This is a genomic window from Pedobacter sp. UC225_65, assembly GCF_042698365.1.
In the GTDB taxonomy this organism is placed as follows: domain Bacteria; phylum Bacteroidota; class Bacteroidia; order Sphingobacteriales; family Sphingobacteriaceae; genus Pedobacter.
Genome location: NZ_CP170550.1, coordinates 1621065 through 1647479 on the forward strand (window position 1 = coordinate 1621065; position 26415 = coordinate 1647479).

Annotated in this window: 20 protein-coding genes; 8 read left to right on the top strand and 12 right to left on the bottom strand. The window is 46.7% G+C overall.

Going from position 1 to position 26415, the window contains the following annotated elements; genetic code table 11:
* Nucleotides 1–47 precede the first annotated feature (47 nt).
* From ACFJIZ_RS08570 to ACFJIZ_RS08595, 6 genes are all read right to left on the bottom strand, one after another.
* Nucleotides 48–1772, bottom strand: a complete 1725-nt coding sequence (locus ACFJIZ_RS08570; RefSeq protein WP_379092319.1) for a hypothetical protein — start codon at nucleotides 1770–1772, stop codon at nucleotides 48–50.
* A gap of 68 nt (nucleotides 1773–1840) precedes the next feature.
* Nucleotides 1841–3124: a hypothetical protein gene (locus ACFJIZ_RS08575; protein WP_379092322.1), complete on the bottom strand. Its 1284-nt coding sequence runs from the start codon at nucleotides 3122–3124 to the stop codon at nucleotides 1841–1843.
* Nucleotides 3111–3968, bottom strand: coding sequence for a hypothetical protein (locus ACFJIZ_RS08580; protein WP_379092325.1), 858 nt, complete (start codon nucleotides 3966–3968; stop codon nucleotides 3111–3113). Before ACFJIZ_RS08580 ends, ACFJIZ_RS08575 begins: the two co-directional genes overlap by 14 nt.
* A complete protein-coding gene (locus ACFJIZ_RS08585) occupies nucleotides 3955–5358 on the bottom strand; it encodes a BatA domain-containing protein (RefSeq protein ID WP_379092327.1) in 1404 nt (467 codons plus the stop codon). Before ACFJIZ_RS08585 ends, ACFJIZ_RS08580 begins: the two co-directional genes overlap by 14 nt.
* 19 nt (nucleotides 5359–5377) lie before the next feature.
* Nucleotides 5378–6250: a DUF58 domain-containing protein gene (locus tag ACFJIZ_RS08590; protein WP_379092330.1), complete on the bottom strand. Its 873-nt coding sequence runs from the start codon at nucleotides 6248–6250 to the stop codon at nucleotides 5378–5380.
* Entirely contained in the window at nucleotides 6250–7248 is a 999-nt protein-coding gene (locus tag ACFJIZ_RS08595) for an AAA family ATPase (protein WP_379092333.1), read from the bottom strand. Before ACFJIZ_RS08595 ends, ACFJIZ_RS08590 begins: the two co-directional genes overlap by 1 nt.
* Nucleotides 7249–7397: 149 nt before the next feature.
* On the opposite strand from ACFJIZ_RS08595, the gene ACFJIZ_RS08600 reads away from it, so the two are divergent.
* The 5 genes from ACFJIZ_RS08600 (at nucleotide 7398) to ACFJIZ_RS08620 (ending at nucleotide 11151) form a co-directional block, all read left to right on the top strand.
* On the top strand, nucleotides 7398–8027 hold the full coding sequence (locus ACFJIZ_RS08600) for a DUF4159 domain-containing protein (protein WP_379092336.1): 630 nt from the start codon (nucleotides 7398–7400) through the stop codon (nucleotides 8025–8027).
* Between the two features lie 51 nt (nucleotides 8028–8078).
* Nucleotides 8079–9176: a helix-turn-helix domain-containing protein gene (locus tag ACFJIZ_RS08605; protein WP_379092339.1), complete on the top strand. Its 1098-nt coding sequence runs from the start codon at nucleotides 8079–8081 to the stop codon at nucleotides 9174–9176.
* A 74-nt stretch (nucleotides 9177–9250) separates the two neighbouring features.
* Entirely contained in the window at nucleotides 9251–10165 is a 915-nt protein-coding gene (locus tag ACFJIZ_RS08610; RefSeq protein WP_379092342.1) for a serine hydrolase domain-containing protein, read from the top strand.
* A gap of 37 nt (nucleotides 10166–10202) precedes the next feature.
* A complete protein-coding gene (locus ACFJIZ_RS08615; RefSeq protein ID WP_379092344.1) occupies nucleotides 10203–10712 on the top strand; it encodes a hypothetical protein in 510 nt (169 codons plus the stop codon).
* A 64-nt stretch (nucleotides 10713–10776) separates the two neighbouring features.
* Nucleotides 10777–11151, top strand: a complete 375-nt coding sequence (locus ACFJIZ_RS08620; RefSeq protein WP_379092347.1) for a bleomycin resistance protein — start codon at nucleotides 10777–10779, stop codon at nucleotides 11149–11151.
* 41 nt (nucleotides 11152–11192) lie between these two features.
* Here ACFJIZ_RS08620 and ACFJIZ_RS08625 read toward each other — a convergent pair whose 3' ends face one another.
* The 6 genes from ACFJIZ_RS08625 to ACFJIZ_RS08650 form a co-directional block, all read right to left on the bottom strand.
* The gene (locus ACFJIZ_RS08625; RefSeq protein WP_379092350.1) at nucleotides 11193–11570 is read right to left on the bottom strand and encodes a MauE/DoxX family redox-associated membrane protein; all 378 of its coding nucleotides are present in this window, start codon (nucleotides 11568–11570) and stop codon (nucleotides 11193–11195) included.
* 147 nt (nucleotides 11571–11717) lie between these two features.
* The gene (locus tag ACFJIZ_RS08630; RefSeq protein ID WP_379092353.1) at nucleotides 11718–13376 is read right to left on the bottom strand and encodes a S41 family peptidase; all 1659 of its coding nucleotides are present in this window, start codon (nucleotides 13374–13376) and stop codon (nucleotides 11718–11720) included.
* Nucleotides 13377–13555: 179 nt separating this feature from the next.
* Nucleotides 13556–13885, bottom strand: coding sequence for a type IX secretion system membrane protein PorP/SprF (locus ACFJIZ_RS08635; RefSeq protein ID WP_379088608.1), 330 nt, complete (start codon nucleotides 13883–13885; stop codon nucleotides 13556–13558).
* A 23-nt stretch (nucleotides 13886–13908) separates the two neighbouring features.
* Entirely contained in the window at nucleotides 13909–14439 is a 531-nt protein-coding gene (locus tag ACFJIZ_RS08640) for a PorP/SprF family type IX secretion system membrane protein (RefSeq protein ID WP_379092356.1), read from the bottom strand.
* A 28-nt stretch (nucleotides 14440–14467) separates the two neighbouring features.
* Nucleotides 14468–16498: an MBG domain-containing protein gene (locus tag ACFJIZ_RS08645; protein WP_379092359.1), complete on the bottom strand. Its 2031-nt coding sequence runs from the start codon at nucleotides 16496–16498 to the stop codon at nucleotides 14468–14470.
* Nucleotides 16416–22463, bottom strand: coding sequence for a beta strand repeat-containing protein (locus ACFJIZ_RS08650; RefSeq protein WP_379092362.1), 6048 nt, complete (start codon nucleotides 22461–22463; stop codon nucleotides 16416–16418). The genes ACFJIZ_RS08645 and ACFJIZ_RS08650 overlap by 83 nt, the downstream gene beginning before the upstream one ends.
* Before the next feature lie 670 nt (nucleotides 22464–23133).
* Between ACFJIZ_RS08650 and ACFJIZ_RS08655 the strand changes: the two genes are divergently transcribed.
* The 3 genes from ACFJIZ_RS08655 to ACFJIZ_RS08665 all read left to right on the top strand — a co-directional run bounded on the left by ACFJIZ_RS08655 (nucleotide 23134) and on the right by ACFJIZ_RS08665 (nucleotide 26190).
* A complete protein-coding gene (locus ACFJIZ_RS08655) occupies nucleotides 23134–23499 on the top strand; it encodes a hypothetical protein (RefSeq protein ID WP_379092365.1) in 366 nt (121 codons plus the stop codon).
* Between the two features lie 42 nt (nucleotides 23500–23541).
* Complete coding sequence (locus ACFJIZ_RS08660; protein ID WP_379092368.1) at nucleotides 23542–25641, top strand: HRDC domain-containing protein; 2100 nt, start codon at nucleotides 23542–23544, stop codon at nucleotides 25639–25641.
* Between the two features lie 165 nt (nucleotides 25642–25806).
* Nucleotides 25807–26190: a hypothetical protein gene (locus ACFJIZ_RS08665; RefSeq protein ID WP_379092372.1), complete on the top strand. Its 384-nt coding sequence runs from the start codon at nucleotides 25807–25809 to the stop codon at nucleotides 26188–26190.
* The last annotated feature ends 225 nt before the right edge of the window (nucleotides 26191–26415 follow it).

A 26415-nucleotide genomic window follows, 5' to 3' on the forward strand; every position in this document is an offset into this window, starting at 1 on the left:
TTAGCAGGCAAACCTCTTTAAAGAATATAACATTTTAGTTTCAATTGTTATTTGTTCTCCAAAACCCTTAATTCGTACCATAAGAAGAAGGCTGCCGATAAAAAAAATGCTAAAAACCACCATTTGGAAATCTCTTTTTTCACCAAACTGTTGTTTTGTACGAGTGCTGTCTTTTTTTTCTGTTGCTTCGCTACAAATTGAAGGTTATTTTTTAGTTTTTCGGCATTTTGAAGATTTTGCCAATCAGACTTTTGGTAAACATAAAAAGTTGATGTTTTTTGGTTGATGTTGAATTGGTTCCAACCTGTTTGGTTTGGCCAAAAGATAACATCCCATTCAAAAGGTAACTCCATATTTTGTCGGGGACTCAACCTCAGATTCTTAAGCTCAATTGAAGGTGCTTTATCAGTTGTTGTATTTAAGATCAGCCTATTTCTCTGATTAACGGTAGTCAATCGGGGTACCAGTTGGATCGTTTGTTCAACTACCACAGGTTTTGAGGCCTTGTTTAATAAAGTTGTCCAAAAGGTTGTATAATCTGTGTTTTTTCCGGCAAGTTGCCATTGATAGGTAGCAGAAACAGTAGAACCTAATATCTGACCCATTCCCCTAAGTTGTGTACTTACTACTGTCCTCCCTTTGGCATCTACTACTAAAGTTTGGTCATTTGTAGCTGTTTTTAAAAATAAAGTCTGTGCAAAAGGTAATGTATTTAAATTGGCGTTTTCTCCAATTAATTTAAAAGGCACTGGTTTTTCTGATGTAGCCGGAATTTCATATCGATCGAAGCTTTTGAATGGGTTGCTTTGTTTCGGATCAATCAACCTGATCATTAATCCCATCCCAGTTCCACTCTGCTGATCAATTGCAGCGCTTTCTGTAGCAGTTAGTGCTTTCAGTTCTTCCTCATCAGCGATGAGTACATCTATATTTTTTAATGTAGCTTGATCGATCCGTTCTAAATTGATTTCTTTCCTGTTCAGAAAATCTATGCTGTACTTATTCTTACTGATCCTGCTTCTCAGGGCAACTGAATATTGGTTTTCGTACAACCATTTTTTCAGGAATTTGTACTCAAAATCTGGAAAAGAGGCCAAAACCAATAAGTTCATCTCTTCTTTTTTTGTTACCATAAATGGAACAGGTTCTTTGCTCAATGTATCTTTTCCCTGTAAAGCAGTTAAGTAATAAACTGCCTTTCCAATTTGTTTAGGAATGGTTTTAAAAGAAAAATCAGCACGGGTTTTAGCTTTGACAGTTAACGAATCCAAGTTTTTTCCTAGACCAAAAAGCAACAGTTTTATAGGTTGGTCATTTTCATTATGGTAATGGCCTTGAACAATCAAAGGTACCGTAGCTTTGAGTTCGGGTTGCCAATTGCCAGCAATTACACCAGATGGTGTTGCAACTGAATCAAAAGTAAGCACATGGTTACCTAATTTTTTCAATTCCTCATTTTCTAACCCATAGCCATAAACATGGATATTGTTGATTTCTGGATGTAATTGCAGATGATATGATAAATCGGGCAGGTAATTGATCTTGCTATTTGGGTGTGCATTCATCACTGCAGAATCCAAAGTATAGCTTTTGCCTTTGATCATTGAGATGTTTTCTTTAGTGGCCCCAACTGTAATCAAGTTCAATGCATTGGCGGTCTCCACCTTTTTCACGGTATAGGTAACTGGAAGAACAAGCGCAGCAAAGGCTCCCACCATTACGACACTTGCAATGATACGCCAAAGCAAGCGTGCCTTATTTACCCTTTTCACTTCTTTGTAGATAAGAAATAGCACAAAAATGAAGCAGACCAGAAGTAGAGTATATTTAAATTCCATAGCTATCTGTTGTGCTTTTTAAGGTAATTGAAATAGTTTTTGGATAAACTGTTGGCTGGTCCAACATTTCGGGTCTGTGGTTTTACGGTTTGTTGGCCAATTATTCTTTGAACTGCTTGTTGTACCAATTCAATGTCTTCCAGATTGACCTTATCGGTCATGCTGATCTTTCTCAAACTTTTTAAAGCCACAAGATAGATGCCCGGCTGCCCGGCTGCAGCACCAATCAGTTGGCCTTCTGCTTCATGCAACAATTGACGGTCTGCTGCATCAAAAGACTTTCCGGTTTTTCTATTTTCCAATAAGGAAAGTAAAATCTTCAAGTGCTCAGTAGTTTGGTCTTTCTTTTCAAAAGCTGTTATTTGTAGCGGCGACAAAATTTTATCCAACTCGCCAGACAAACGCTTCTTGGGTTTCAAAGTCGTTGTTTTAACAGTTGTTTTTGCCACATAGGCCCTTGATTTTTGTTGGAGGTCTTTGAGCAAGCGCAATGCCTTATATTCAAATGGCAGGGCTGCCTGTGGCTTGTAGGTCCTTAATTGCAGCTCCGACTTCCACATTTCAGTCAATACCGTTTTTAATTGGGCCTTCAATTCTGGTTCAAAGAAAGTAGCATCTTCGGCAATGTCATGTTTGTGTGCATATCTGTCCATGATGGCCTGTACATCTCCAAATTTTGCCTCAGGTTCGCCTTTATCATGGTCATCATCATGGTCGTGGTCTCCACCAATTTCAGTCTCGGCCTCTTCACCCAAAAATTTCCCATATCTTAAACGCAACAATTTTTGGTCGATACCCAATGCATTACTTCTATTCTTAAATTCTTCTGTCGATAGACCTTCCTGTTCTTTCAACAGTTTTTCGGTATCGATAATGATCTGGCGTTGACTTCTAAAATATTCTGGCACCAGATCCACACCATTCGTCATTCCAGCCATACTCATCAGCTCTGCTGGATCTACGATAGACACAAAATAAACATCGGATCTACTCACCTGCCCATGGTTATCCGTGGCCTGTATAAAAAAGTAAAGTTCATCTCCAGGTTTCATACCCAAAGCTTTGAGTTCCAACAGTTGATGGAGTTTGATTTCTTTTTGATTGTTAAAACTGGCATTGAACGGCAATTTCTTTTCTGTAAAACTTACGCCCTCACCTTTACCACTGGCCATGGTTAACGAAATAAAGGCGTCTTTTATCCCATAATCATCAATTAGGTTAACATTTAGGTTTACTTTTTGGGGCTGCCCGATATCTATAACGGTACGTTGTTTAGGTTGGATCATCTTTGATCTGTACAGGCAGGTCTGGAATAACCTCTACTTGGTAAAGATCAGATTTCTGTCCATCTAACACCAGTTGATAAAACCCAGCTTGGTTGATCGTTTTGGAGAAACCCCATTCGGTAGAATCAGCAGCCAAGGGTTTCAGCTGATCAATTTCTTTATCGTTGAAAATTATTTTAAAGCTTTTGAGGCTGCTATTTGTTTTAAATCGCCAATCTACTTTTGCATTGGCTTCTACCCGCAATAGCAATTGCTTTTGTGTACGTTGGTTGTTTTTGGTATAAGCAGGCGGTGTAATGGTTACTTTAAAAGATTCGAGCTGGGCTGGGAACTGTTCTTTGACTACTGCAGCATTGCTCGTTTTTGTACTTAAAGAATCGCCACGAAGTGAAGAAGGTAGCTGATGAATCAAAAAACTAAAACCAATACTGCCTAACAACAGGACTAGACTAAGCCCAACCTTTTTCAAAATTGGGTTTAAACTGTTGGCAATGGGCAAATGTTGACCTATCTTTTCAAGCTGCAGATGTTCTAGCAAGCTCATTTCTGTTTGGGGCCTCAAGAACAAGGTGGTACTTTCTTCCAGCACTGGGTATTTGGCATCAAGGTAACGAGAAATGGCCAATGTGCTGATCTTCCAAATCGGTTTGAGCCATAACTGCACTGCGCCTACCAATAAAACAAGGGGCAGCAGGATCCAAGTAGAAAAAGCGAAAAAACGTACTGCACTAACGGTCAGTAACATAGAGATGGCCAGATTTAACAACGTAGCCTGCAACCAATAAAGTGAAATCCACTTTATCCGCAATTGTTGTATCCATTTTTCTCCTTCAGCTTTTAACATGGTCCAATTTTGTTTGCTTTCTGAATGATAAAATCCGTTCTATGATCAAAACCAAAAAGGCCAACATCCAAAACAACTGATCAAGTGATGTTGTCGAACTGCTTTTTGCCACTACAGATGATGATTGAAGCTGTATCAATTGATTTTGCGCTTGTGCCAATTCTCGTTGGTCTGAAGGATGGTCTTCAAAACCAAAATCTATTGCTTCTTGATGGGCATATACCATCGGCATCAATGCTTTCACAAATTGCTCACTCCATACTAAATCTGTCCATTGTGCATTAAATCTACTATAGAAACGATATTCCTGATAATTTTCGTTTGGTGTTTTACTTAAAATCGGGCGACCAAAGCCATCGCTCCAAATCACTTCTCCACTTGGTTGTATTGGAATTATACTTTGATATACATCAACATTAGTATAATTACCCCATGCCGTGGTGCTTAAATTGATTGTGGTGATTGTAGTTCTGGTTTTACCTTTGGCATAAGCAAATAGATTGGCACCGTTTTTCAATTTAATGAGGTGTTTTTGGCCTATTGTTTGGTCTGAAAGCCAAAACCCAACATCTGCCTTAAGATCAGCTTCACCATCCCAGGTTTTGATCACTATTTTTCTTTTGGTAAAATCGGCAATGGCATTTATGGCGGCTTCTACATATTTTCTATCCGTGCCGTTTGGATGATAGATCAATACTTCAATCTGTGGTATATTTGTTCCATCTGCTATGGCCGTATAACTTGTTAGGGATGGGCTTGATTCTGCTTGATAATTTTTACCAGCAAATTGACTTGTCCAACGTTTTAAAGTATCTGTCGAAACAGGTGTTTTCCATTTCAGGTCAAAAGCGATGGAAGGCAAAGCACCATCGAAATGCCGCAGTTGTTGATCGGCAAAAAGATAAACGGGAAAATGGGCGGGCAATTGGCTATTCAGTTGTTTAAACAGAGCAGTATAACTGAGTTGTTGTTCTTCAACCGAAGCTACCGTATCTTTAAGGCTAATTAATGGAAAACCAAGGTTAAAGCCATGTAGTTCAAAACCTAAGTTCATTAACGAATCAATGGTCTGTTTTTGGGCATGGTAAATCTGTTTGAGCTGAACTTTTTCAAGCAAAACCCATCCCTGCTGTTTTTTTGATCCATCTACCTTTTTAAAATAGGGCTGCGACAATAAAATGGCAATCAAAATTAACAACAGGCAACGTAAAATAAACAATAGCCAATCTTTAATGTGCCAACTTTTAGAACTTGCCTTGGCACTTTCGCCCAATAATGAAATACTCCCAATTTTTAGGGTTTTACCTCTCTTTACATTCCACAGGTGGACAATTACAGGAATAATCAATCCTGCAAGTGCAAACAAACCTATGGGATATAACAACTGCACAGCCTAAATTCTAAGTTTGTTACGTTGTTTTAAAAAATCGCGCAGGGCCTGGTCTAACGATTGGTCGGTAGAGATGGTCTGGTAATAGATTTTCCGATTCTAGCAATTGCATCCTGGTTTCTTCTAGATAAAGCGCCAGCTTTTCTTGATAGGCTGCCCTTGCCTTGGTCTGGTCTAGCTGTATGGTTTCGCCAGTTTCCAGATCTTCAAAAGTTGTATATCCTTTAAAATCGAGCTCCTGCTCATTTCTGGCCAGTACATGAAAAACCACAATTTCATGTCGTAAGGTATTTAAAGTATCCAACAGGTTAAAGATTTCGTTATGGGTCTGATAAAAATCGGTTACAAAAACAAGCAACTCTCTTTTTTGTGTACCTGCAAAAATCTCTTTGTAATGGATGGGTTTGGTGAAAGTACCTTCAGGTTTGATCTGCTCTAATTGGTAGAACAACCTGGTCAAATGCTGGAAATCCTGCTTGGCAGCCATGGTATAAATGCCTGCATCTTTAAATACATACAGCCCAATGGCATCACCCTGCAAATTGGCCAGATATGCCAATGAAGCGACGAGGTATCTCGCATATTCAATTTTGGTCATTTCACCATCGATATGGTTCATAGAGGCACTGGCATCTACCAAAAAACGGACGGCAATGTTGGTTTCTATTTCCGATTCGCGGATATAATAACGATCTGATCGGGCAAACATCTTCCAGTCTAACGAACGGAGGTCGTCTCCAGGCTGGTAACTTCTATATTGGCTAAACTCTAAACCTTGTCCCTTTACCGTACTTTTATTGATACCGCTCATGAAACCATCAATGGTGGCCTTTGCCGCCAAATTGAGGTCTTTGATGGCCACCAATATTTTGGGATCAAGCAGTCTGCTCATTAAATGTTAACTTTTGGTCTAGCAATTGTTTTAATCAGTTCGGTGGTTACCTGATCGGCCGAAATGTTTTCGGCTTCTGCCTTAAAGTTCATCAGAACCCTATGACGCAATACAGGATATGCCATAACCTGTAAATCTTCCATTACTACGGCATATCTGCCATGGAACAATGCCCTGGCCTTGGCCGTTAAGATCAAAGCCTGCCCTGCCCTTGGACCTGCTCCCCAACGTACCCACTCTTTCACAAATGCTACTGTGGTGGTATCTGGACGGGTAGCACGGATAAATTCGCTTACATAAGCCACCAGATCATCGCTGATGCTTACCTCTCTGGTCAAAGCCTGTAATTGTTTGATCTCTTCGGCTCCAATAATAGGATTGACTTTATTTTTTTGTGTACCTGTGGTACTGCTCAATATCCTGGTTTCTTCGGCTGCTGTTGGATAACCTATTTTGATGTACAATAAAAAACGGTCCAATTGTGCTTCGGGCAAAGGATAAGTACCAGCTTGCTCAATCGGATTTTGTGTGGCCAAGATAAAAAACGGACGGTCTAATGGATAGGTCTGCCCGCCGTAGGTAACCTCAAATTCCTGCATGGCCTCTAAAAGCGCCGATTGCGTTTTTGGCGGCGTACGGTTGATCTCATCGGCCAAAATGATATTGGCAAATAAAGGTCCTTTGTTAAACTTAAAAAAGCGTTTACCAGTAGCGTGGTCTTCTTCTAAAATCTCTGTTCCTACAATATCTGTTGGCATTAGGTCGGGCGTAAACTGTATCCTTCTAAAAGATAGGTCTAGGGCCTGCGACATGGTCCTTACCATTAAGGTTTTGGCCAAACCGGGTACACCTTCCAATAAACAATGGCCACCAGCCATTAAAGCGATCAGCATCTCTTCAATAATGACATCTTGACCTACAATTACTTTCTGGATTTCGTTTTTTAACAGGGAGATCTTCTCGATCAATATTTTCAGGTTACTTTCTGGGCGCTCCAAAACTTTATTTTTTTAGGTGTTACGATATTGTGCTTCAATATAGAACATATTGCCCCAATTTTTTGTTCTCAACAAAACAATATCAAAAAATTTACAAGTTATCTTGGCTAAAAATCTTGATTATTAAAAAATGGAGCTAATTTAGAACAATGCAAAGCGCTAAGTTTACTTTTGCGAGGTTAAAGTATAATTCTGGAGATTGGGATACCGACCAACGTATGCCTTCCAACCTGCTCAACTCTTTATTGGAATATACCACCATCCCTCTGGATCCGGTAGAAAAAATTGTAGACTTGAGCAGCAATGACCTGTTCAGCTATCCATTCTGTTATTTAAGTGGGCATAAACTGGTACAGTTTACCCAGCAAGAAGCACATAACTTTAAACAATATGTAAACAATGGTGGATTTGTATTTGTAGACGATTGCAACCATGATATTGATGGCTTGTTTGCCAAATCTTTCGAGACGCAGATGGGCAACCTGTTTGGGGCACAGGCATTGAAGAAAATTGCCAATACCCATCCCATCTATAATTCCTTTTTTAAATTTGAAAAGGGACCTCCTCCTACTTCTTTCGAACTGAATGGTTGGGGCGACGACCTGATTCACGATTACCTAAAAGCTATTACCATTAACGGGAGGATTGGGGTATTGTACAGCAATAAAGATTATGGTTGTGAGTGGGACTATGATTTCAAGAACAAACGTTTTTTGGCCGAAGACAACACCAAATTTGGGGTAAATATCATCCTGTATGCTATGGGCATCAATGCTTAAGTATTGAACAATAAAAGCATTTTTTTTCACCTAAATCTTTACTTTTGATACATGAGCACGGGGATTGTTTTTCTGTTATCATTGATTTTGATTGGTGCCATCCAAGGACTGATCATTGTTTGCTTATTGCTAAATGCTGCAAAGCAGTTCAAAGCCTTAAGATATTTAAGTGGGCTTGTCTTTTTGATTGCCTTAGCCAATTTAAATGCCTACTTTCTACCACAACAACTTTCCCCATTTTGGCAGCGCATTGGCAATGTATTCCCCTTGGTGGTTTTTATGCCTATCGGTCCCTTGTTATGGTTGTATATTCGGGCATGCGCTAGTGGCACCTATCTTAACAAAAGAGAATGGATACATTTTCTACCTATCCTATTTGATCTTTTCCCTTATGCTTTGGCAACTGGGTTTTACCTTGGCTTTTTTCAGCAACAAGGTGCGTTGTTTGGGTTGATAGACCACTATAACATCTACGTTGATATCTTACGCTGGTTATCCCTGAGTACTTATCTATGGCTTTGTTATCGGATCTTATCCAATGCCCAAAAGAAAGAACCCAAAAACCCATTACTTCTCCATGTCAAAAAAGTGCTGTTCTGTTTTATATGCTTCCAATTGGTATGGTTTGTTTTCCTTGTTCCCTACAGTATTCCGCAGTTCAGTGATCAATTGATCAATGCGATGGGGTGGTTCCCTGTGTATATTCCCTTATCAATGTTGATTTATGCCATAGGAATCCTCAGTTATCAGCTTTTGAGGTTCAATAGAAATAGGCAAAGCCTCCGTACACTTGAGCCATCAACTGTAGATACAACCATCAACCTATTGACCAAAGCGATGGAAATCGACCAACTTTACCTTAAGCCCAATATTGACCTGGCCATGGTGATGGACCATACCGGACTTGCCCAAAAAACAATTTCGGCGGTACTGAACCAACATTACCATAAAAGTTTTAACGAATTTGTAAACCATTACAGGATCGAAGCCGTGAAGCAAAAACTAAAAGAGGGAAAAAACTTAAACTATACCCTTAATGGTATTGCCGCCGATTGTGGTTTTAACTCTCAGGCTACTTTTCAACGGACATTTAAACAGATGGTGGGCATCACCCCATCGCAATACCTACAAAAAATGCAGGAAATCTAACTCATATCTAGATTTGAGCAATCCTTGATTAGACAAACTAGCCACAAATATGAATTTTTGCACAAAAAAAAACGATGTACCCTAAATTGCTTTTAACGATTGGGACCTGCTTGGCTTTGACTTTTTCTGCCGCTGCCCAAAATCCAAAATCACTACAAATCCAAAATGTAGAAAACAACTTAGACCCCCAATTGCTTAAAAATGGGGCGAATAAAATTAATGGCCAACCTATTTTAAAACGCATGCAGGCCAGAAAAGTAAATGGCTTGAGCATTGCCGTGATTGATAAAGGTGAACTGGCCTGGGCAAAAGGTTATGGCATCAACGATGCATCGGCGCCTACTCAGCTGGTAGATACCACTACCCTCTTCCAGTGTGCCTCAATAGGCAAGGTCATTACTGCTATTGCCGCCCTGCAGTTGGTACAAGATCAAAAAATTGGCTTGGATGACGATGTCAATCAAAAGTTGGTGAGTTGGAAAATCCCAGAGAACAACTTTACGGCACAAAAAAAGATAACTTTAAGGATGCTGCTTTCGCATACTGCGGGATTGATGGACGGTTATGGTTTTGAGGGTTATTATCCAAATACTACCCTCCCTTCACTCGTCCAGATTCTAAATGCACAAAGTCCTGCCAACAACAGAAAGAAAATTGTTGTTGCAGCAATACCTGGAAGCGCAGAACATTATTCTGGAGCAGGTTATCTCATTATCCAACAATTGATCGAAGATCTGAGCGGTATTTCTTTTGCCGATTATACCGACAAGATGATTTTCAAACCTTTGGGCATGTTGCATACCACCTATGCTAATTATCCTGATTCATCATTAACCTTTACCATTGCCCGTGGACACGAAGACAATGGAAAGATCGATCCTAAACGCAAAAACAATGTTTATCCAGAACAAGGAGCGGCAGGACCTTGGACAACTCCTTCTGATCTGGCCAAGCTGGTGATCGAAGATCCAAAAAATCAAACAAGGTAAAAACACTAACTTTTTAAGTACAACATTGGTACAATTGATGCTTAAACCTCAATTCAATGCCATGGGATTGGGCTTTCACCTCAAAGGGGCCAGCAAAGTATTGGGTTTTTGGCACTCGGGCAATACTGCTGGATATACCGGTGTATTGTTCGGATTAACCGAAACTGGACATGGTGCCATTGTTTTGACCAATTCGAATGCTGGCGAATGGTTGGCTATAGAAGTGATACGCAGTATTGCCGAAACCTACAATTGGCCAATCATGAAGCATATTGTCTCTTTAAATAATATCGAACAGGAAAAATATGTAGGCAACTACCTATCTAATAGAAAAAACGGACTTGGTATTGGTTTAGAAAAAGAGCAACTCTATTTTAAGCAAGCTGGAACATCAAAAAGGTATAACCTTTATCCTATCGGGAACAACAGTTTTGCCATGGTAGAAAAACCAGACAATATCAGTTTTGTATTTGAAGAACAGCAAGGCAAAATGTTACTAACAGTATATGAAAACGGTGGACATGCCACTTCCCTAACCAAACAATGAGATGGTTTGATCCTCTAGAGAAATTAACTTTCTTTTCCATCAGCTAAATCCATAACTTTAAAACATGAGGATTGTACCCGTTTTTAAATGTCTGGATATGCCGAAAGCGATTGCTTTTTATACAGTGATTCTCGATTTTAAGTTGAAATACCCAGAAGAAGCATCAATGAATGACTGGGTAATTGATTTGATCAATGATAACATCGAATTACAACTGACTGTTTTAGAAGGAGATTATCTTTTCGGATCCGTGGCCAATATTTGGGTTGACCAAGTAGATTCACTTTTTCAGCAGTACATCCAACGAGGTTTGGACATTACCGATAAAAAAGACTCTCCAGTTCATCAAGGGCCAACTGACCAAACTTGGGGCACACGCGAATTTTATGTAACTGACCAAGATGGAAATACTTTAAGGTTTTGCCAAAGTTTAACTTAAATGCAAATAAAAAAGCAGCCTCTTCAGACTGCTTTTTTTTGTTAGGATACCATTGCCTGGTACTTTTTCCAATTGTCTCCGATCATCCAAAGGTTGATCAATAACATTACACCCGCAATCGATAAGCCTGATGGCATGTACACCACATTATGGATTACAATACCCACCATTACTGGCAAGATCACAATAGCACCCAAAGCCCTAGTTTTAGGAAAAATGAAAAGCAGTCCTCCCAAAATTTCGATGAAACCTACTAAAGGCATCAGCCATTTAATCGTTCCGAATGCTTCGCCTGCCTTTATCATCTCTGCCGACATAGGGTCTTTGGGCATGGGCATATAGTGCAAAAATTTATCAAGGCCCGCATTGATAAACATTAGCCCAAAAAGGGCACAAAGAATTAGTTTTACAATTTTCATGTTTTTAAGTTTAGTAACTTAAATTTAATAAAAAATATAGCTTATATCATTACATAAATTTAGATGGTGCAACAAATTTTTTCAACCCCTATTCGCTATACCTTAAAATTGTTTAGTTCTTTAACTTAATAAATTCCAATGCCTTTTTTAACAAGGATCCTGTTGGTTAACGATGTCTAAAACTGTATAAGTAACAGGAACATCTACTTTAATTCCAATCCGCTGTGTTTCTGTTCCATTTGGATAGTAGATGCCCAGTCCTGAAAAATTAATCCGATAACCTCCAGGTAAAATGGTACGGGTTACATTACCATCTGCTCCAGCAGTTTGATCACCGATAACGGTAACATTATCTGCTGTTTTTAAGGTCATGCAGGCCCATTCAGCAGCACTCTGTGTTCTATTGTCTACCAATAAAATGATTTTACCTTTATAAGGATTTGGGTTATGCTTTCCTACTTGTGCATAAGCTGTTTCTTTATTTGCCACCTCATATATAAATGTTCCTGGCAAACTGAAATCAGGACGTGTCAAGCGGCTATAGTATTGAGGTGCTTTGAGTAGATACTCAGGCACAAGATAGGTACCACTCCCATTTGCGGGATAGTTCCTCATATCGAAAATAATGGCCTTGGTCTGCATTAAAGACAACATAATGCTGTCTAAATTTTTACGATTGATATTGCTAAAGAACACATAACCTACACTATCTGCTAGCATTTTATAGGTGATCGGGCTTTCCATTCCAAAAAAATTATGATAACCTTTTAACAAGTCGCGTTTTTTCAGGTCAACGATAAGTTCAAATCTTTCCCCATCTGGATGATAGCCAGAAAGCATCGCAGTTTGCTTGTTGCTGTTTAATAGAATATAATGTAGGCTTTTGGTCTTACCTCCATTGTTTGATGCCGGAATATAATCCCAATAGGCTTGCATTTTTTGATAGAGTTCAATCCCATCTATCTTTTCAATAACACTACCCATTCTCAGCTTTGATAATCGATCTGCACTGTCTATTCTAGTAACAATAGCCACCTTATCAATGATCCGAAAATCAAATGAAGGACTATATTTACCTGTAATTGTATCAAATACCTGTGGCCATAGTCCACCATGCGAATCGTTGATGGAAGCAGCCATCTTGGCCAGCGATTTGTGATAAGAAAGCGTATCGTTTGCTTTGATCATTTCTGGGATCATTTCTTCCAATACCTTGCCCCAAGGTTTACCTATGGTATATTTATAAGGATAAAAGTAATTGATTACATTCCAAAACCTAAATAGGCTCAACAACCTATAATTGACATTCGGTAATAACATTTCAGGATAGGGCTTTTCATTTGGCGTATACACAGTGCTATCATTTTGCGGATTGGGCTGTGCATAATAGTTTAACCCACTGTATGGATGTTCAGTGATGAAAGTCAAGGCCTTTTGATGTGCTAAGGTTAACATATTATCCTTCAACCAATTATGGTCAAGATTGCGCACATTGATATTTTCTTTTGCCAATGGAGAATAGGCTTTTGCTGTATTTTCGCCAGCAATAACCATCATTTGCTGCACTTCTTTATTGAGTTGCTGCTGGTTACTTGACTTCGATAAACGAGCTAAAGCGGTAACCAATACAGAATCCCAATCTTGTTTACCTGTTGCCACCCCTGGATGATAATACTTTAACAACCCCCATGTTTTACAAAGGATAGCAAATTGTTGGGTTTGGTCTTTAGTTTGTGCCTTTAGGCAAAATGAGCTTAAGATAAAAACAGAAAAATAAATGAGCTTAAAGGCAATGGTATTTCTCATAAAAATGGTGGCTAGTAATAACGGTTAATTACAAGACACCTTTCTAAGCTGTTTGTTGCAGATTATTATTAGGATAATGCAGGAGAAATAGTTCTTATTGGGTCACTCTCGGTACCGTTTCCTACCAGAAAGGCAGCCTCTTGGGCTGCCTTTACGTATGTTATTCTGATTTCTTTCTTTTATTTTGATAGGTTAACCCTGAGGTTGAGTTCGAAGCTGCCGTTGGTGTATCCGCTGAGCTTTGAGGTCTGTGTGGTGTACATGCCCGACACCAGGTACCTTCTGGCGATGTCCATGCCCAGCCCGAAGGTGGCGCTCTGGTTGCTGTGGTACATGCCCATGAGCATGAAGCGCTTCTGGGAGAGGGACAGCTGTGTGCCGACGTCCACCATGTTGTCGAAGTTCCTCACCCCCCTGTAGGCCACCTTGGGCTCCAGCTCCATGCCGTCCCCCAGCTGGAAGGCGTAGCCCACCGCGGTGAAGAAGGTCACGATGTCGGCCAGCTTCACCACGTCCTTCTTGAAGAAGCTCTTCAGGTTGGGATCGAGGCCTGTACGGTCAGCCCCCCCGATACGAAGGCCGCACCGAAGTCCCCGTCGAGGTAGGTCCGCTGCCCGTTGTACTCCCCAACGGCGATGTCGCCGGGATTGCCCGAGTACTCCTGCTCCTGTACCCGCTGGCTCATCATCCCCAGCGAGAGCCCGAAGCTCAGGTGGTTGCGCCCGCTGTCCAGCGGAAGGTGGTAGGCATAGCTGGCCACCGCACGGGTCTGCCGGAGCAGCCCGGAGCTCTCGTTGTTCACGTTCAGCCCAAGGCCCACCTTGCCCAGCCCGTAGTCCACCGTCACGTTCTGGGTCAGCGGCGAGCCCGGTATCCCGCTCCACAGCTTGCGGTAGGCAGCGTTCACCTTCAGCCCACGGCCCTCCCCGGCAAAGGCCGGGTTGACGATGTACTGGTTGTTGTAGTACTGGGAGCCCAGCGGGTTCAGCTGTGCCATGGCCCCCTGGCCAAGGGCCGCCAGCAGCACCACCGCCGCCAGCCTCATATATCTCTTGTTGTCCATGTCGTTCCTTTTTCTTGTCCGTTGTTGGTTAGTTCTTGTTCAGTATGGTGATGAAGCCCTTCTTCACCGTCTTGCCGTCACCGTTGTAGTCGATGATGTAGTAGTAGGTGCCCTCGCCCAGCGGAAGCCCCCTGAGGGTCGCGTCCCAGCTGTTGTCGTAGCCCTTCTTCTCGTAGACCACCCGGCCACCGCGGTCGAACACCTTCACCAGGTTGTTCGGGTACAGCTCCAGGTTCTCCACGACCCACCTGTCGTTCACCCCGTCGCCGTTGGGCGACATGATGTTGGTCGCCTTCACCTGTACCGCCTGGTCGGTGACCGTGATGGCGATCGTGGCCGTGCTGCTGCAGCCGCCCGCATTGGTCGCGGTAACCGTATAGGTGGTGTTCTGGACAGGCCTGATGGTCAGCTGGGCCGTGTTCTGCCCCGAGACGATGCCGCTGGCCGTGGCCCATACGTAGCTGGTGCCACCGCTGGCGGTCAGTACCACCTGCTCCCCCCTGTCAACCATAGTCCCCTTGTCAGAGGCGATGGCAACCGTAGGAAGCGCGTTGACGGTGATGGTGAAGGTCCTTGAATAGGTATCGGTACCTCCGTTGGCCACCCCGCCGTTGTCCCTCACCGTCACGGTGACGGTCGCCGTGCCCACCGCACCTGCCCTTGGCTGGTAGCTGATCCCGCCAGGGGATACCGAAAGGTCCTGGAACAGCGCTGCGTTGCCGCTGGACACCGAGACGGTGGCCGTCTGGCCGGCCTCGGGTCCGGCACTGATGCCCGACAGCGGTACCGTGCGTACCGCGGTGGACGAACAGATGGCCTGGTCGGCCACGGCGTCCAGTGTCGGCGCCTCGTTCACGTCACCGATGGTGATGGTGAGGGCCTTCTCCAGGCTGAAGCCCAGCTGGTTGGTGGCCCGCACCCTGACCGCGTACACCGGCCTGGCCTCGAAGTCGAGGACCGCCGTGGCCACAAGGCCCTCGCCGCTGATGGCGAACAGCCCGTTGTCCGTATCGCCCGCCCCCTGTACAAGGGCATAGGTGGTGTTCCCCGTAATGCCCCCCGGCACCGAGAGCGTGCCTGCCGGTGTGCCCACCGGCCTGTTCTCATAGAGTCCGGCCGCCGTCAGCACGATGTCCGAAGGTGCCCCCGCCCTTACCGTCAGTGTACCGTTCACGTACACCGGGGCATAGTTGGCCGCCACCGCCCCAGATGGGACGATCGCATAGGTGCCCACCGGACTGGCCGTGGTGGCCGTGGTGGTGGCCGTGGCCGGCACCGACAGTACCGATACGGTCTCCCCGTTCACAAAGCCGCTGTAGGCCACCGTAAACGCAGGGTTGGCCGTGCCGGCAAACCTTTCCCTGTCCTGGGCGGTAATCCGGAGCTGGGCCCTGCCGATGACAAGGTCCGCCCCGCTATAGTTCAGTATGTAGTTGTTGTTCAGTGAAAGGGTGCCCCTGCCGATGGCATAGCTGCCCACGCCCTCACCAGGTGCCCTCGACAGGTTCCCGGTGAAGAAGTCCGTCCCGATCAGCGCCGGGGAGACCGTATAGGTGAGTGCCGGATCGGCACCGCCATAGGTCTTGGTCCTGGCAACGGCACTGACGGCCACCGCCAGCGGCGTGATGGTGAACTCGGCGCCCACATAGGCCAGCTGGTAGTTCGTGCCCGCGTCCAGCGTGCCCCGTCCGATGGCATAGGTGCCGACGTCCTCGCCGGCCGCCCTTGCCAGCTTCCCGCTGAAGGCGTCACCGCCCACAAGGGCCGGCGCGAAGGTATAGGCCAACAACGGGTCCGTATCGCCGAACACCCTGGTCCTGGCCGCTGCCGTTACCGTAAGCGGCCTTGGCGTGATGGTCAGCTCGGCCGCCGTATAGGCCAGCGTATAGTTGCCGCCCAGGGCAAGGGTGCCCTGCCCGATGGCATAGCTGCCCACGCCGGACCCGGGCGCCCTGGCAAGCCCGCCGCTGAAGGCGTCACCGCCCACAAGGGCCGGGGTATAGGTATAGGTCAACAACGGGTCCGCATCGCCATAGACCTTGGTCCCGGCCTCGGCCACAACGGCTATCGTCCTGGTGTTCACGTGCAGGTCCCTGGCCACCGCCACCGCCGCGTTGTAGTTGGCGTTGCCGGCCTGGCTGGCCGTGATGGTCGTGGTGCCCCTGCCAACGATGGTCGCCGTAGCCCCCGAGACGGTGGCCACCAGCGGACCTGAACTGGTATAGACCACCGCACTGCCGGAGGCCCCGCCCGTAGCGCCAAGCACGAACGGCGCATCGCCATAGGTCCTGTCGGCCGGTGCGGCGAAGGTCGATCGTCTGGTCGCCCTTGGCCACATCGATATGGAACACCGATGTCGCCGATATGCCGGTACAGGTGTTGTCGGTAGCGGTGATGGAAATATCGAAACTGCCCGCAGTGGCCGGTATGCCCGACAGGGTGCCGTTGGCCGCAAGGACAAGCCCTGCGGGAAGAGGACCGGAGCTGTAGCTATAGCTTCCGCTGGCCCCGCCTGCAGCCACCGTTTGGGTGTAGGCAACGCCCACCTTGCCCCCGGAAAGCGCAGCCCCGGCAAGGGTCACCGCAGTTGGCTGGGTAAGGGTAAAGCCCTGTGTGGTGCTACAGCCGTTGGCATCGGTCACCGTTACCGTATAGGTCCCTGCCGTTAGGCCAGTGGCCGTGGCAGCGGTGCCGCCGCTGGGCGACCATGAATAGGTATAGCCGCCCGTTCCACCGGTAACCGATACCGTGGCAGAACCGTTGCTGCCCCCGTTGCAGCCCACGTTGGTGACGGTGCCCTGGCTGGCCACAAGTGGCGCAGGCTGGGTAATGGTAAAGCCCTGGGTGGTGGTACAGCCGTTGGCATCGGTAACGGTCACCACATAGGTGCCCGCCGCTAGGCCGCTGGCCGTGGCCGCAGTGCCGCCAGAAGGCGACCATGAATAGGTATAGCCGCCCGTGCCGCCGGTAACCGATACCGTGGCAGAGCCGTTGCTGCCGCCGTTGCACGATACGTTGGTCTGGGCAGAGGCCGTCGCCACAAGGGCCGCCGGTTGGGTAAGGGTAAAGCCCTGTGTCGCTGTACAGCCGTTCGCATCGGTCACCGTGACCGTATAGGTGCCCGCAGACAGGCCGGTGGCCGTGGCCCCGGTACCGCCAGAAGGCGACCATGAATAGGTATAGGGGGCCGTGCCGCCGGTAACCGATACCGTGGCAGAGCCCGTGGCGCTGCCGTTGCAGGCGATGTTGGTCTGGGCAGAGGCCATGGCCACAAGGGCCGCAGGCTGGGTGATGGTAAAGTTCTGGGTAGTGGTACAGCCGTTGGCATCGGTCACCGTTACCGTATAGGTACCGGCCGAAAGGCCGCTGGCCGTGGCCGCAGTGCCGCCGCTAGGTGACCATGAATAGGTATAGCCGCCCGTCCCGCCGGTAACCGATACCGTGGCAGAGCCGTTGCTGCCCCCGTTGCACGATACGTTGGTGACAGCGCCCGCAGTGGCCACAAGGGCCGCAGGCTGTGTGATCGTGAAGCCCTGGGTGGTGGTACAGCCGTTGGCATCGGTAACGGTCACTACATAGCTGCCCGCCGTTAGGCCACTGGCCGTGGCCGCAGTGCCCCCGCTAGGTGACCATGAATAGGTATATGCCCCCGTACCGCCGGTCACGTTGACCTTGGCAGAGGCATTGCTGCCCCCGTTGCACGATACGTTGGTGACGGTGCCCTGGCTGGCCACAAGTGGCGCAGGCTGGGTAATGGTAAAGCCCTGGGTGGTGGTACAGCCGTTGGCATCGGTAACGGTGACCACATAGGTGCCCGCCGCAAGGCCGGTGGCCGTGGCAGCGGTGCCGCCGCTTGGCGACCATGAATAGGTATAGGCGCCCGTTCCGCCGGTAACCGATACCGTGGCAGAGCCGTTGCTGCCGCCGTTGCAGCTCACGTTGGTGACGGTGCCCTGGCTGGCCACAAGGGCCGCCGGTTGGGTAAGGGTAAAGCCCTGTGTCGCTGTACAGCCGTTCGCATCGGTAACGGTCACCACATAGGTGCCCGCAGTTAGGCCGGTGGCCGTGGCCCCGGTACCGCCAGAAGGCGACCATGAATAGGTATAGGCACCCGTCCCGCCGGTAACCGATACCGTGGCAGAGCCCGTGGCGCTGCCGCTGCAGGCGATGTTGGTCTGGGCAGAGGCCATGGCCACCAGGGCCGCAGGCTGTGTGATGGTAAAGCCCTGGGTCGTGGTACAGCCGTTGGCATCGGTAACCGTGACCGTATAGGTACCGGCCGCTAGGCCGCTGGCCGTGGCCCCGGTACCGCCAGAAGGCGACCATGAATAGGTATAGCCGCCCGTCCCGCCGGTAACCGATACCGTGGCCGAGCCGTTGGTCCCGCCGTTGCAGCTGACGTTGGTGACAGCGCCCGCAGTGGCCACTAGGGCCGCAGGTTGGGTAATGGTAAAGCCCTGGGTGGTGGTACAGCCGTTGGCATCGGTCACCGTTACCGTATAGGTGCCCGCCGTCAGGCCACTGGCCGTGGCAGCCGTACCGCCCGTAGGCGACCATGAATAGGTATAGCCGCCCGTACCGCCGGTCACGTTGACCTTGGCAGAGGCATTGCTGCCGCCGTTGCAGCTCACGTTGGTGACGGTGCCCTGGCTGGCCACTAGGGCCGCAGGCTGGGTGATGGTAAAGCCCTGGGTGGTGGTACAGCCGTTGGCATCGGTAACGGTCACCACATAGGTGCCGGCCGCTAGGCCGGTGGCCGTGGCAGCCGTGCCGCCACTTGGCGACCAGGAATAGGTATAGCCGCCCATGCCGCCGGTAACGTCGACCTTGGCAGAGCCGTTGCTGCCCCCGTTGCAGCTCACGTTGGTGACGGTGCCCTGGCTGGCCACTAGGGCCGCAGGCTGCGTGATCGTGAAGCTCTGGGTGGCCGTGCCGCTGGCGCCGGTAACGGTCACCACATAGGTGCCCGCCGCTAGGCCGGTGGCCGTGGCAGCCGTGCCACCGCTAGGTGACCATGAATAGGTATAGGGACCGGTGCCCACGGTGATGCCCACCGTGGCCGAACCCGTGGCGCTGCCGTTGCAGGCCACGTTGGTCTGCCCCTGGGCGAATACCACCAGCGTAGGCTGGGTGATGGTCACGCTCTGGGTAGTGGTACATGCGTTCGCATCGGTAACGGTCACCGTATAGGTGCCCGCCGTTAGGCCACTGGCCGTGGCCGCCGTGCCACCACTTGGTGACCATGAATAGGTATAGCCCGGGGTACCACCTGTAGCGGTAACCGTGGCCGAACCGGTAGTACCGCCGTATGTCGTATTGTTCGTCTGTGAGGTGATGCCTGCCGATAGTGCCGAGGCCGGCTCGACAATGGTATAGCTCCTGGTAAGCTGGCAGCCGTTGGCATCGGTAACGGTAACCGTATAGGTGCCCGCCGTCAGGCCAGTGGCCGTGGCAGCCGTGCCACCACTTGGCGACCAGGAATAGGTATAAGGGGCCGTACCACCGGTAACGTTCACCGAGGCGGCACCGGTACTGCCCCCAAAGCAGGCGATATTGGTCCAGCTACGGGTTGCGCCCAACGCACTCGGCTGGGTAATGGTAAAGCTCCGGGTCGCCTGGCAGCCGTTGGCATCGGTAACGGTAACCGTGTACACCCCCACCCCAAGGCCGGTGGCCGTGGCAGCGGTACCGCCAGAAGGCGACCATGAATAGGTATAGGGACCCGTACCGCCCGTTGGGGCGACCGTGGCCGTGCCGTTGTTGCCCCCGTTGCAGCTCACGTTGGTCTTGCCCCCGCCCACGGCCGCATTGAGCGCCGCCGCAGGTTGGCCGATGGTAAAGCTGCGCGTGGTCTGGCAGGCATTGGCATCGGTGACGGTAACCGTGTAGGTGCCCGCCGCTAGGCCCGTGGCCGTGGCCGCAGTGCCCCCACTTGGGGACCATGAATAGGTATAGCCCGGTGTGCCGCCGGTTGGGGAAACGGTAGCGGTACCGTTGGTCCCGCCAAAACAGCTCACATTGGTACTGCCACCGCCCGTAGCGGCCGAAAGTGCAGCCGCGGGCTGGCCGATGGCAAAGCTGCGCGTGGTCTGGCAGCCCTTGGCATCGGTAACGGTAACCGTATAGGTGCCCGCCGCAAGGCCGGTGGCCGTGGCAGCGGTGCCACCGCTAGGTGCCCATGAATAGCTGTAGGGACCGGTACCGCCCGTAGGGGAAACGGTGGCCGTACCGTTGCCTCCGCCAAAACAGCTCACGTCGGTCTTGCCGCCGCCACTGGCAGCAGAAAGTGCCGCTGCAGGCTGGCTAATGGTAAAGCTCTGGGTCGCCGTGCCGCTGGCACCGCTACCGGTAACGGTAACGGTATAGGTGCCCGCAGACAGCCCAGTGGCCGTGGCCGCAGTACCGCCACTCGGTGACCAGGAATAGGTATAGGGGCCCGTACCACTGCTGATGCCAACAGTGGCACTGCCGTTGTTGCCGCCGAAACAGCTCACGTTGATCCGCGACTGCGCGAAGAGCTCCAGCGTAGGCTGGGTGATGGTAGCGCTGGCCGTGGCCGTGCAGCCATTGGCATCGGTGATGGTCACCACATAGGTGCCTGCTGTCAGGTTAGAGGCCGTGGCCGCCGTACCGCCAGCCGGTGACCATGAATAGGTATAGCCAGGCGTACCACCGGCCGGGGTAACCGTGGCAGAACCCGCAGAGCCGCCAAAGGTGCTGTTGTTGGTCTGGGCAGTGATGCTGCCGGAAAGTGCCGTGGCAGGTTCGTTTATGGTAAAACTGCGTGTGGCCGTACAGCCGATGTTGTCGGTAACGGTAACCGTATAGGTGCCCGCAGCAAGGCCCGAGGCCGTGGCCGCAGTGCCCCCGCTAGGGGACCATGAATAGGTATAGGGGGCGATACCGCCGCTGGGGACAACCGTGGCAGAACCCGTAGACCCGCCCTTGCAGGCAATGTTCGTCTGGGAAAAGTTCGATGTGCTGATCGCCGAAACGGAAAGCGTTGCAGCATTGGAGGTCGCATTGCCCCCGCTGCTGACCGCACGGCAACGGTAGGTCCAGCCGTTCATCCCTCCGGTAGCACCTGTGATCATCAAGGTCGAAGTGGTCGCATTGCTGTAGACACCGCCATTGGTGATGTCAACGAAGCCGCTGCCGCTGTTCACCTGCCACTGGTAGCCGGTAGCATTAGTAGCCGTAACCCCAAAGGTCGTACTACCTGCAGCACAGATCGTACGGTTAGGCGGATTGCCCGTAATAGCTGCAGCAGGGACTGCTGTTTCGAAAAGCCGAAAATTATCAATTGCAAACTCTTGGGTAGCACCAGCATCTGCACTTGCCAAAAAACGAAGCGACATCGTTGTTCCAGTACCGGTAATCGGCCATGTAAATTCTTGAAAAGTTTTGGAAAGTTTAATAGTTCCATCTCCAATTTTATCATCATTTGTATCCTCACATAAAGAACCTGCATTAGTTGCTGATACATCACCAACAAATGAGCCTACTCTGGTCCATGGCCCCCCATCGATACTGTACTCTACTCTTAAAAAATCGTAGGTAGGACCGAAAACTATGTTTTGCCAGCCTTGATTTAAGTTTGCAGCAAACAAACCTTTAAAGCTTAGTCCAGTTTTTCCACTGATATTGATGCCTGTCCATTCAATCTGCTGAATTTTATCGGTAGTAACATTTGCTCCTGTTCTCACGCGATCGGTATCTTCACCTGCCCAAAATTTACTTCCTTGAAAATTTTGGTAGGTTGTAAACGGATCACCAAGAGCAGGGAAAGGTGCTTGTAAAGCAAGGTTAGTTCCATCCGTTCTCATAAAATAATAAGCATATGGAGTTGCTCCCCATCCTTGATCTAAAGAAGGTGTACGTGTTGTTCCAGCACTTGGTGCTCCGGTATCTTCAAAAGTATCACTCCAAAATTGAGTTTGTGCATTCACATTCGTTATTGTAAATAGCGTAAGGATAAATGTTGCTAATAACTGCAACGGCAGTCTTTTCAACAACTTTAACATTGAAGGATTGGGTGCTGTACAGTTAACAGCTGGTGAGGTCGTATTCATAGCGATAATTTAATTCAGTATTCTTGGTTAGCGCAGATTAACGATGGTCATTCTGCTAAAACCTAGTATAAATTCAGTTTGTATTTGTAGGGTTTGATCAAGTAAAATTTTCGGCAACTTTATAAACAATATTAGTCTATACCAATATTAGTATATCAAGCTATACCGTGGCTGAACTTGTTTAAGGATAGACATTCAGGAAAGAAATCAGTTAAAAGATACCTGAGACTTGATGTCTTACATTTTTGAAAATTAAAGAAATCTTCAATTTGGAGAGAGAGAGAAGCGTTCATGATGGAGAGAATTAACTTTTTATTAAATGTTTAACCAAAAATATAATTATTATCATAAAAAGCAATGTTCAATTTGTTCTCATTCTTGTTACATGGCTACAAACTCTCTTTTTCATCCTCAAGCATAATTTTTTCCTGAAAAACACTAAAATTTTTCAACTATCTGTATATCTTATTGTTCAGTTTTTTTTATACCTATTCATTTTGATCGAATCATAAACTGAAGCAATAATTATATACCCAAACAGACCAATGTATAATGTGGAAAAGAAGATTTCCATGGCAGTTACAATTGGCTTAATTTAGTAATCCGAACAAACCAAATATCCATGCCTAAATTCGAATGCCTCTTCTTTCTTGAAAACTTTTACCTGCAGCTCATTGAGGTTAAACGAATTGACCTGCCTGAAGACGCAGATATCTCGGAGAAATTCAAATGGCTATGGATTGATAAGGAGACAATACAGATCTCTCCGCTGAACTTTACCGCTATGGATTCAGCTGGCGAGATTGAGGAACGTTATTTCGAAGAAGGCTACCTGAAATTCAACAACAGCACCGGAACCTTTATTGAAAAATACAACTCGGCCCAACACCCACTCGACAGAAGAATGGATTTCAGGATTGGTACTGCCCTTGAAAATGCAATTACAGAATTCCTGCAAAATCCAACACTGTTTTCTACTGGTCGCTAAAGCCAAATATCGATTACATTATTTTCATCTACCCAACTTCTAATGACTCTGGATCCGCTGCATAAGCTTATTATCGACTTTATTGAAAAAACCAATCAACCTATCTTTATGACGGGAAAGGCTGGAACAGGGAAAACCACTTTTCTGCGTTATATCCGCTCCAATACCCAAAAAAACCTTGCTGTTGTTGCGCCCACAGCTGTAGCAGCCATCAATGCAGGTGGAGTGACCATCCACTCTTTTTTCCAGGTACCGTTCGGGCCTATCTTACCAACGCCTACTGCAAATGCTTTTACCGAATTCTCCGGGAAAAGTTTTGGGCCGGAAAAATCAAAACTCATCAAGTGCCTTGACTTGCTGATCATAGACGAAATTAGTATGGTGAGGGCAGATACGATGGACTATATTGACAGGGTATTGAGGTTTGTAAAAGGAAATGCAATTCCATTCGGTGGTGTACAATTATTAATGATTGGTGACCTTTACCAATTACCTCCTGTTTTCCAAAATGATTGGCACTTGCTTGCTAAGTTTTATAAAGGTCCTTATTTCTTTGATAGTCTAATTTTCAGGGAATATCCGCTACTGGTTTTCGAACTCACAAAGGTACATAGACAGAATGACCCTACTTTTATCGAAATATTGAACAATATCCGCAATGGCTCAATCAGTGAAGATTTGCTCAAAAAACTCAACCAACATTACCAACCGAAGCCTGGAAATGATGAACTTACTGACCACGTTACCCTAACTACGCATAATCCACTGGTTAAAAAAATCAACGAAGAAAGATTGGAACAACTTCCGGGAGAAACCCATCGTTTTGTGGCAAAGGTTACGGGCGAATTTCCAAAGGAAGCCTTCCCTACTGAAGAAGAACTTGTACTTAAGGCTGGAGCTATGGTCATGTTCATCAAAAACGACAGTTCTGGAAAGAAACAGTTCTATAACGGTAGGACCGCCAAAATTGAAAGTATTAGTGGAGAAAGCATTAGACTGACCTTTCTAGATGATGGGTCGACTTTCGAAGCCAACCAAGAAATATGGGAAAACACCAAATTCGCACTTTCTGAAACCGGCCAAAAGGTTACTCAAAGTAGCGCGGGCTCCTTTACCCAATTTCCACTCAGACTGGCTTGGGCCATTACCATCCACAAGAGCCAAGGATTAACCTTCGACAAAGCTGTAGTAGATGTTGGTGCTGCCTTTGCCCACGGACAGACTTATGTGGCATTGAGCCGTTGCAGAAGCCTAGACGGATTAATTTTGAAGGAAAAAGTAGATGCCAAGAATATCATTACAGATCCATCGGTATCAGCTTTTATGAAAAAAGCGCAGACCCAAATCCCAGGTCAGGATACACTCAAAGATTCGTTAATAGCGATTGAAATAGAAACCTTGGTTGAAAGCTTTGATTTCTCGTCAATTGCTGCAGCTTTTACCCATCTAAAAATGGTATTGTTAACACTATTTCCACTAGAAGTTGTCCTAAACGAAAAGATAAGCGCAACACAATTGATCCTTGAAACAAAGGTGCTCCCAATTGGCGAACGTTTCATCAGACAGGAAATCAAAACGATAGTAGGCAGTCATTCTGCACTGGAACATCTTAAAGTACGACTGACAAAAGCTACTGGTTATTTTCTACCAAACCTGATTGAACTGCATCAAAAGGTGATTGACCTACACCTATTGGCTACAGGCGCACCTTTCCATACAGATTATTTTCCAACGCTCAACTTCCTATTGGAATTGTTGGAAGCAAAGACAGAAATATTCAAACTTTTTCCAAACATCAAACAAACTGGTGAGATCAGCAAAGCAATCCGAACAACAGCAACAACCTATAAATTTATTGACAGTTGGAAACAAAAACCATCAGCTACTGAAATCGCTATCGAAAACCCAATACTCTATGCCCAATTAATGGACTGGCGACAGCAAACAGCTGAGCTTAAAAAAGTACTCAGTTATCATGTCATTTCAGATCAGGCCTTGGCTGATATTTCAGCAAAATTACCCAAAACGTTGACACAACTGTCAAAAATCAAGAATGTAGGTGAAGGAAAAACCACTCAATATGGCGAGCATATCCTAAAACTCATCCGACAGTATTTGGGTGAGAATGAACCCTTGTTTTAATTGACAAGTGATTTAAATGATTTGAAACCATAATATCCAAACCACTTATCTTAAAAATTTACCAGTTATACCGTAATCACTAACGATAAATACTTCTCAATTTATAAAAATTGAATATGCAATAACTTTGGAGGAATTAGATTTTTATCAATCTACAAATACTCCATGAAAAAATTTGCATTAGTCTTAACCAGCTGTATAATTTCCATTTGCAGTTTTGGCAAGGTTGGTTGTAGAGTTGGTGGGGATTTTATCTATTCTACCGTTAAAAGCACTGTACCTTTAGTTTATTATGATTCTGATGTTAAAAAAATAGATTATGGGTCAATTGGATGCGGTCCAATAAATGTAAGCAATTTCAGTCCTTATACGAGCTGTACCAATGAAAGTAACATTCCTGGGGGATATTTAGTTAATTATGATGAACCTACGCCATGTCCGATTGACACCAATCTATTGCCAATTGTCCTTTTGAGCTCGTTTGTTTTTTCCTTTATTCTTAGAAAGCAAATAATAGACAAAAAGCTCACAAGACTTTTTACCGAATAAAAATCTTTTTTAAAAGCAATTAATTTAAATACTAAATACATCTTAATACACCCTACAACTACCTACCTACGAATGCCTATTGGACAAGTGTTTACTTTTATGAAAACCGAATGCTATAATTACTATAGTTTCATAACAGATAAACATTTGTCCATTTTTATGTATAGCACATATACGCATCACAAAATGTAATGGTTGTAATGTTCAGATATGTTTTCAAGTGTA

Coding starts and splice junctions, on each gene's coding strand:
- ACFJIZ_RS08600 (WP_379092336.1), top strand. CDS start 7,398: ATGCAAAGCGCTAAGTTTACTTTTGCGAGGTTAAAGTATAATTCTGGA.
- ACFJIZ_RS08605 (WP_379092339.1), top strand. CDS start 8,079: ATGAGCACGGGGATTGTTTTTCTGTTATCATTGATTTTGATTGGTGCC.
- ACFJIZ_RS08630 (WP_379092353.1), bottom strand. CDS start 13,376: ATGAGAAATACCATTGCCTTTAAGCTCATTTATTTTTCTGTTTTTATC.
- ACFJIZ_RS08620 (WP_379092347.1), top strand. CDS start 10,777: ATGAGGATTGTACCCGTTTTTAAATGTCTGGATATGCCGAAAGCGATT.
- ACFJIZ_RS08665 (WP_379092372.1), top strand. CDS start 25,807: ATGAAAAAATTTGCATTAGTCTTAACCAGCTGTATAATTTCCATTTGC.
- ACFJIZ_RS08610 (WP_379092342.1), top strand. CDS start 9,251: ATGTACCCTAAATTGCTTTTAACGATTGGGACCTGCTTGGCTTTGACT.
- ACFJIZ_RS08590 (WP_379092330.1), bottom strand. CDS start 6,250: ATGAGCAGACTGCTTGATCCCAAAATATTGGTGGCCATCAAAGACCTC.
- ACFJIZ_RS08575 (WP_379092322.1), bottom strand. CDS start 3,124: ATGATCCAACCTAAACAACGTACCGTTATAGATATCGGGCAGCCCCAA.
- ACFJIZ_RS08625 (WP_379092350.1), bottom strand. CDS start 11,570: ATGAAAATTGTAAAACTAATTCTTTGTGCCCTTTTTGGGCTAATGTTT.
- ACFJIZ_RS08660 (WP_379092368.1), top strand. CDS start 23,542: ATGACTCTGGATCCGCTGCATAAGCTTATTATCGACTTTATTGAAAAA.
- ACFJIZ_RS08580 (WP_379092325.1), bottom strand. CDS start 3,968: ATGTTAAAAGCTGAAGGAGAAAAATGGATACAACAATTGCGGATAAAG.
- ACFJIZ_RS08655 (WP_379092365.1), top strand. CDS start 23,134: ATGCCTAAATTCGAATGCCTCTTCTTTCTTGAAAACTTTTACCTGCAG.
- ACFJIZ_RS08640 (WP_379092356.1), bottom strand. CDS start 14,439: ATGGACAACAAGAGATATATGAGGCTGGCGGCGGTGGTGCTGCTGGCG.
- ACFJIZ_RS08615 (WP_379092344.1), top strand. CDS start 10,203: ATGCTTAAACCTCAATTCAATGCCATGGGATTGGGCTTTCACCTCAAA.
- ACFJIZ_RS08650 (WP_379092362.1), bottom strand. CDS start 22,463: ATGTTAAAGTTGTTGAAAAGACTGCCGTTGCAGTTATTAGCAACATTT.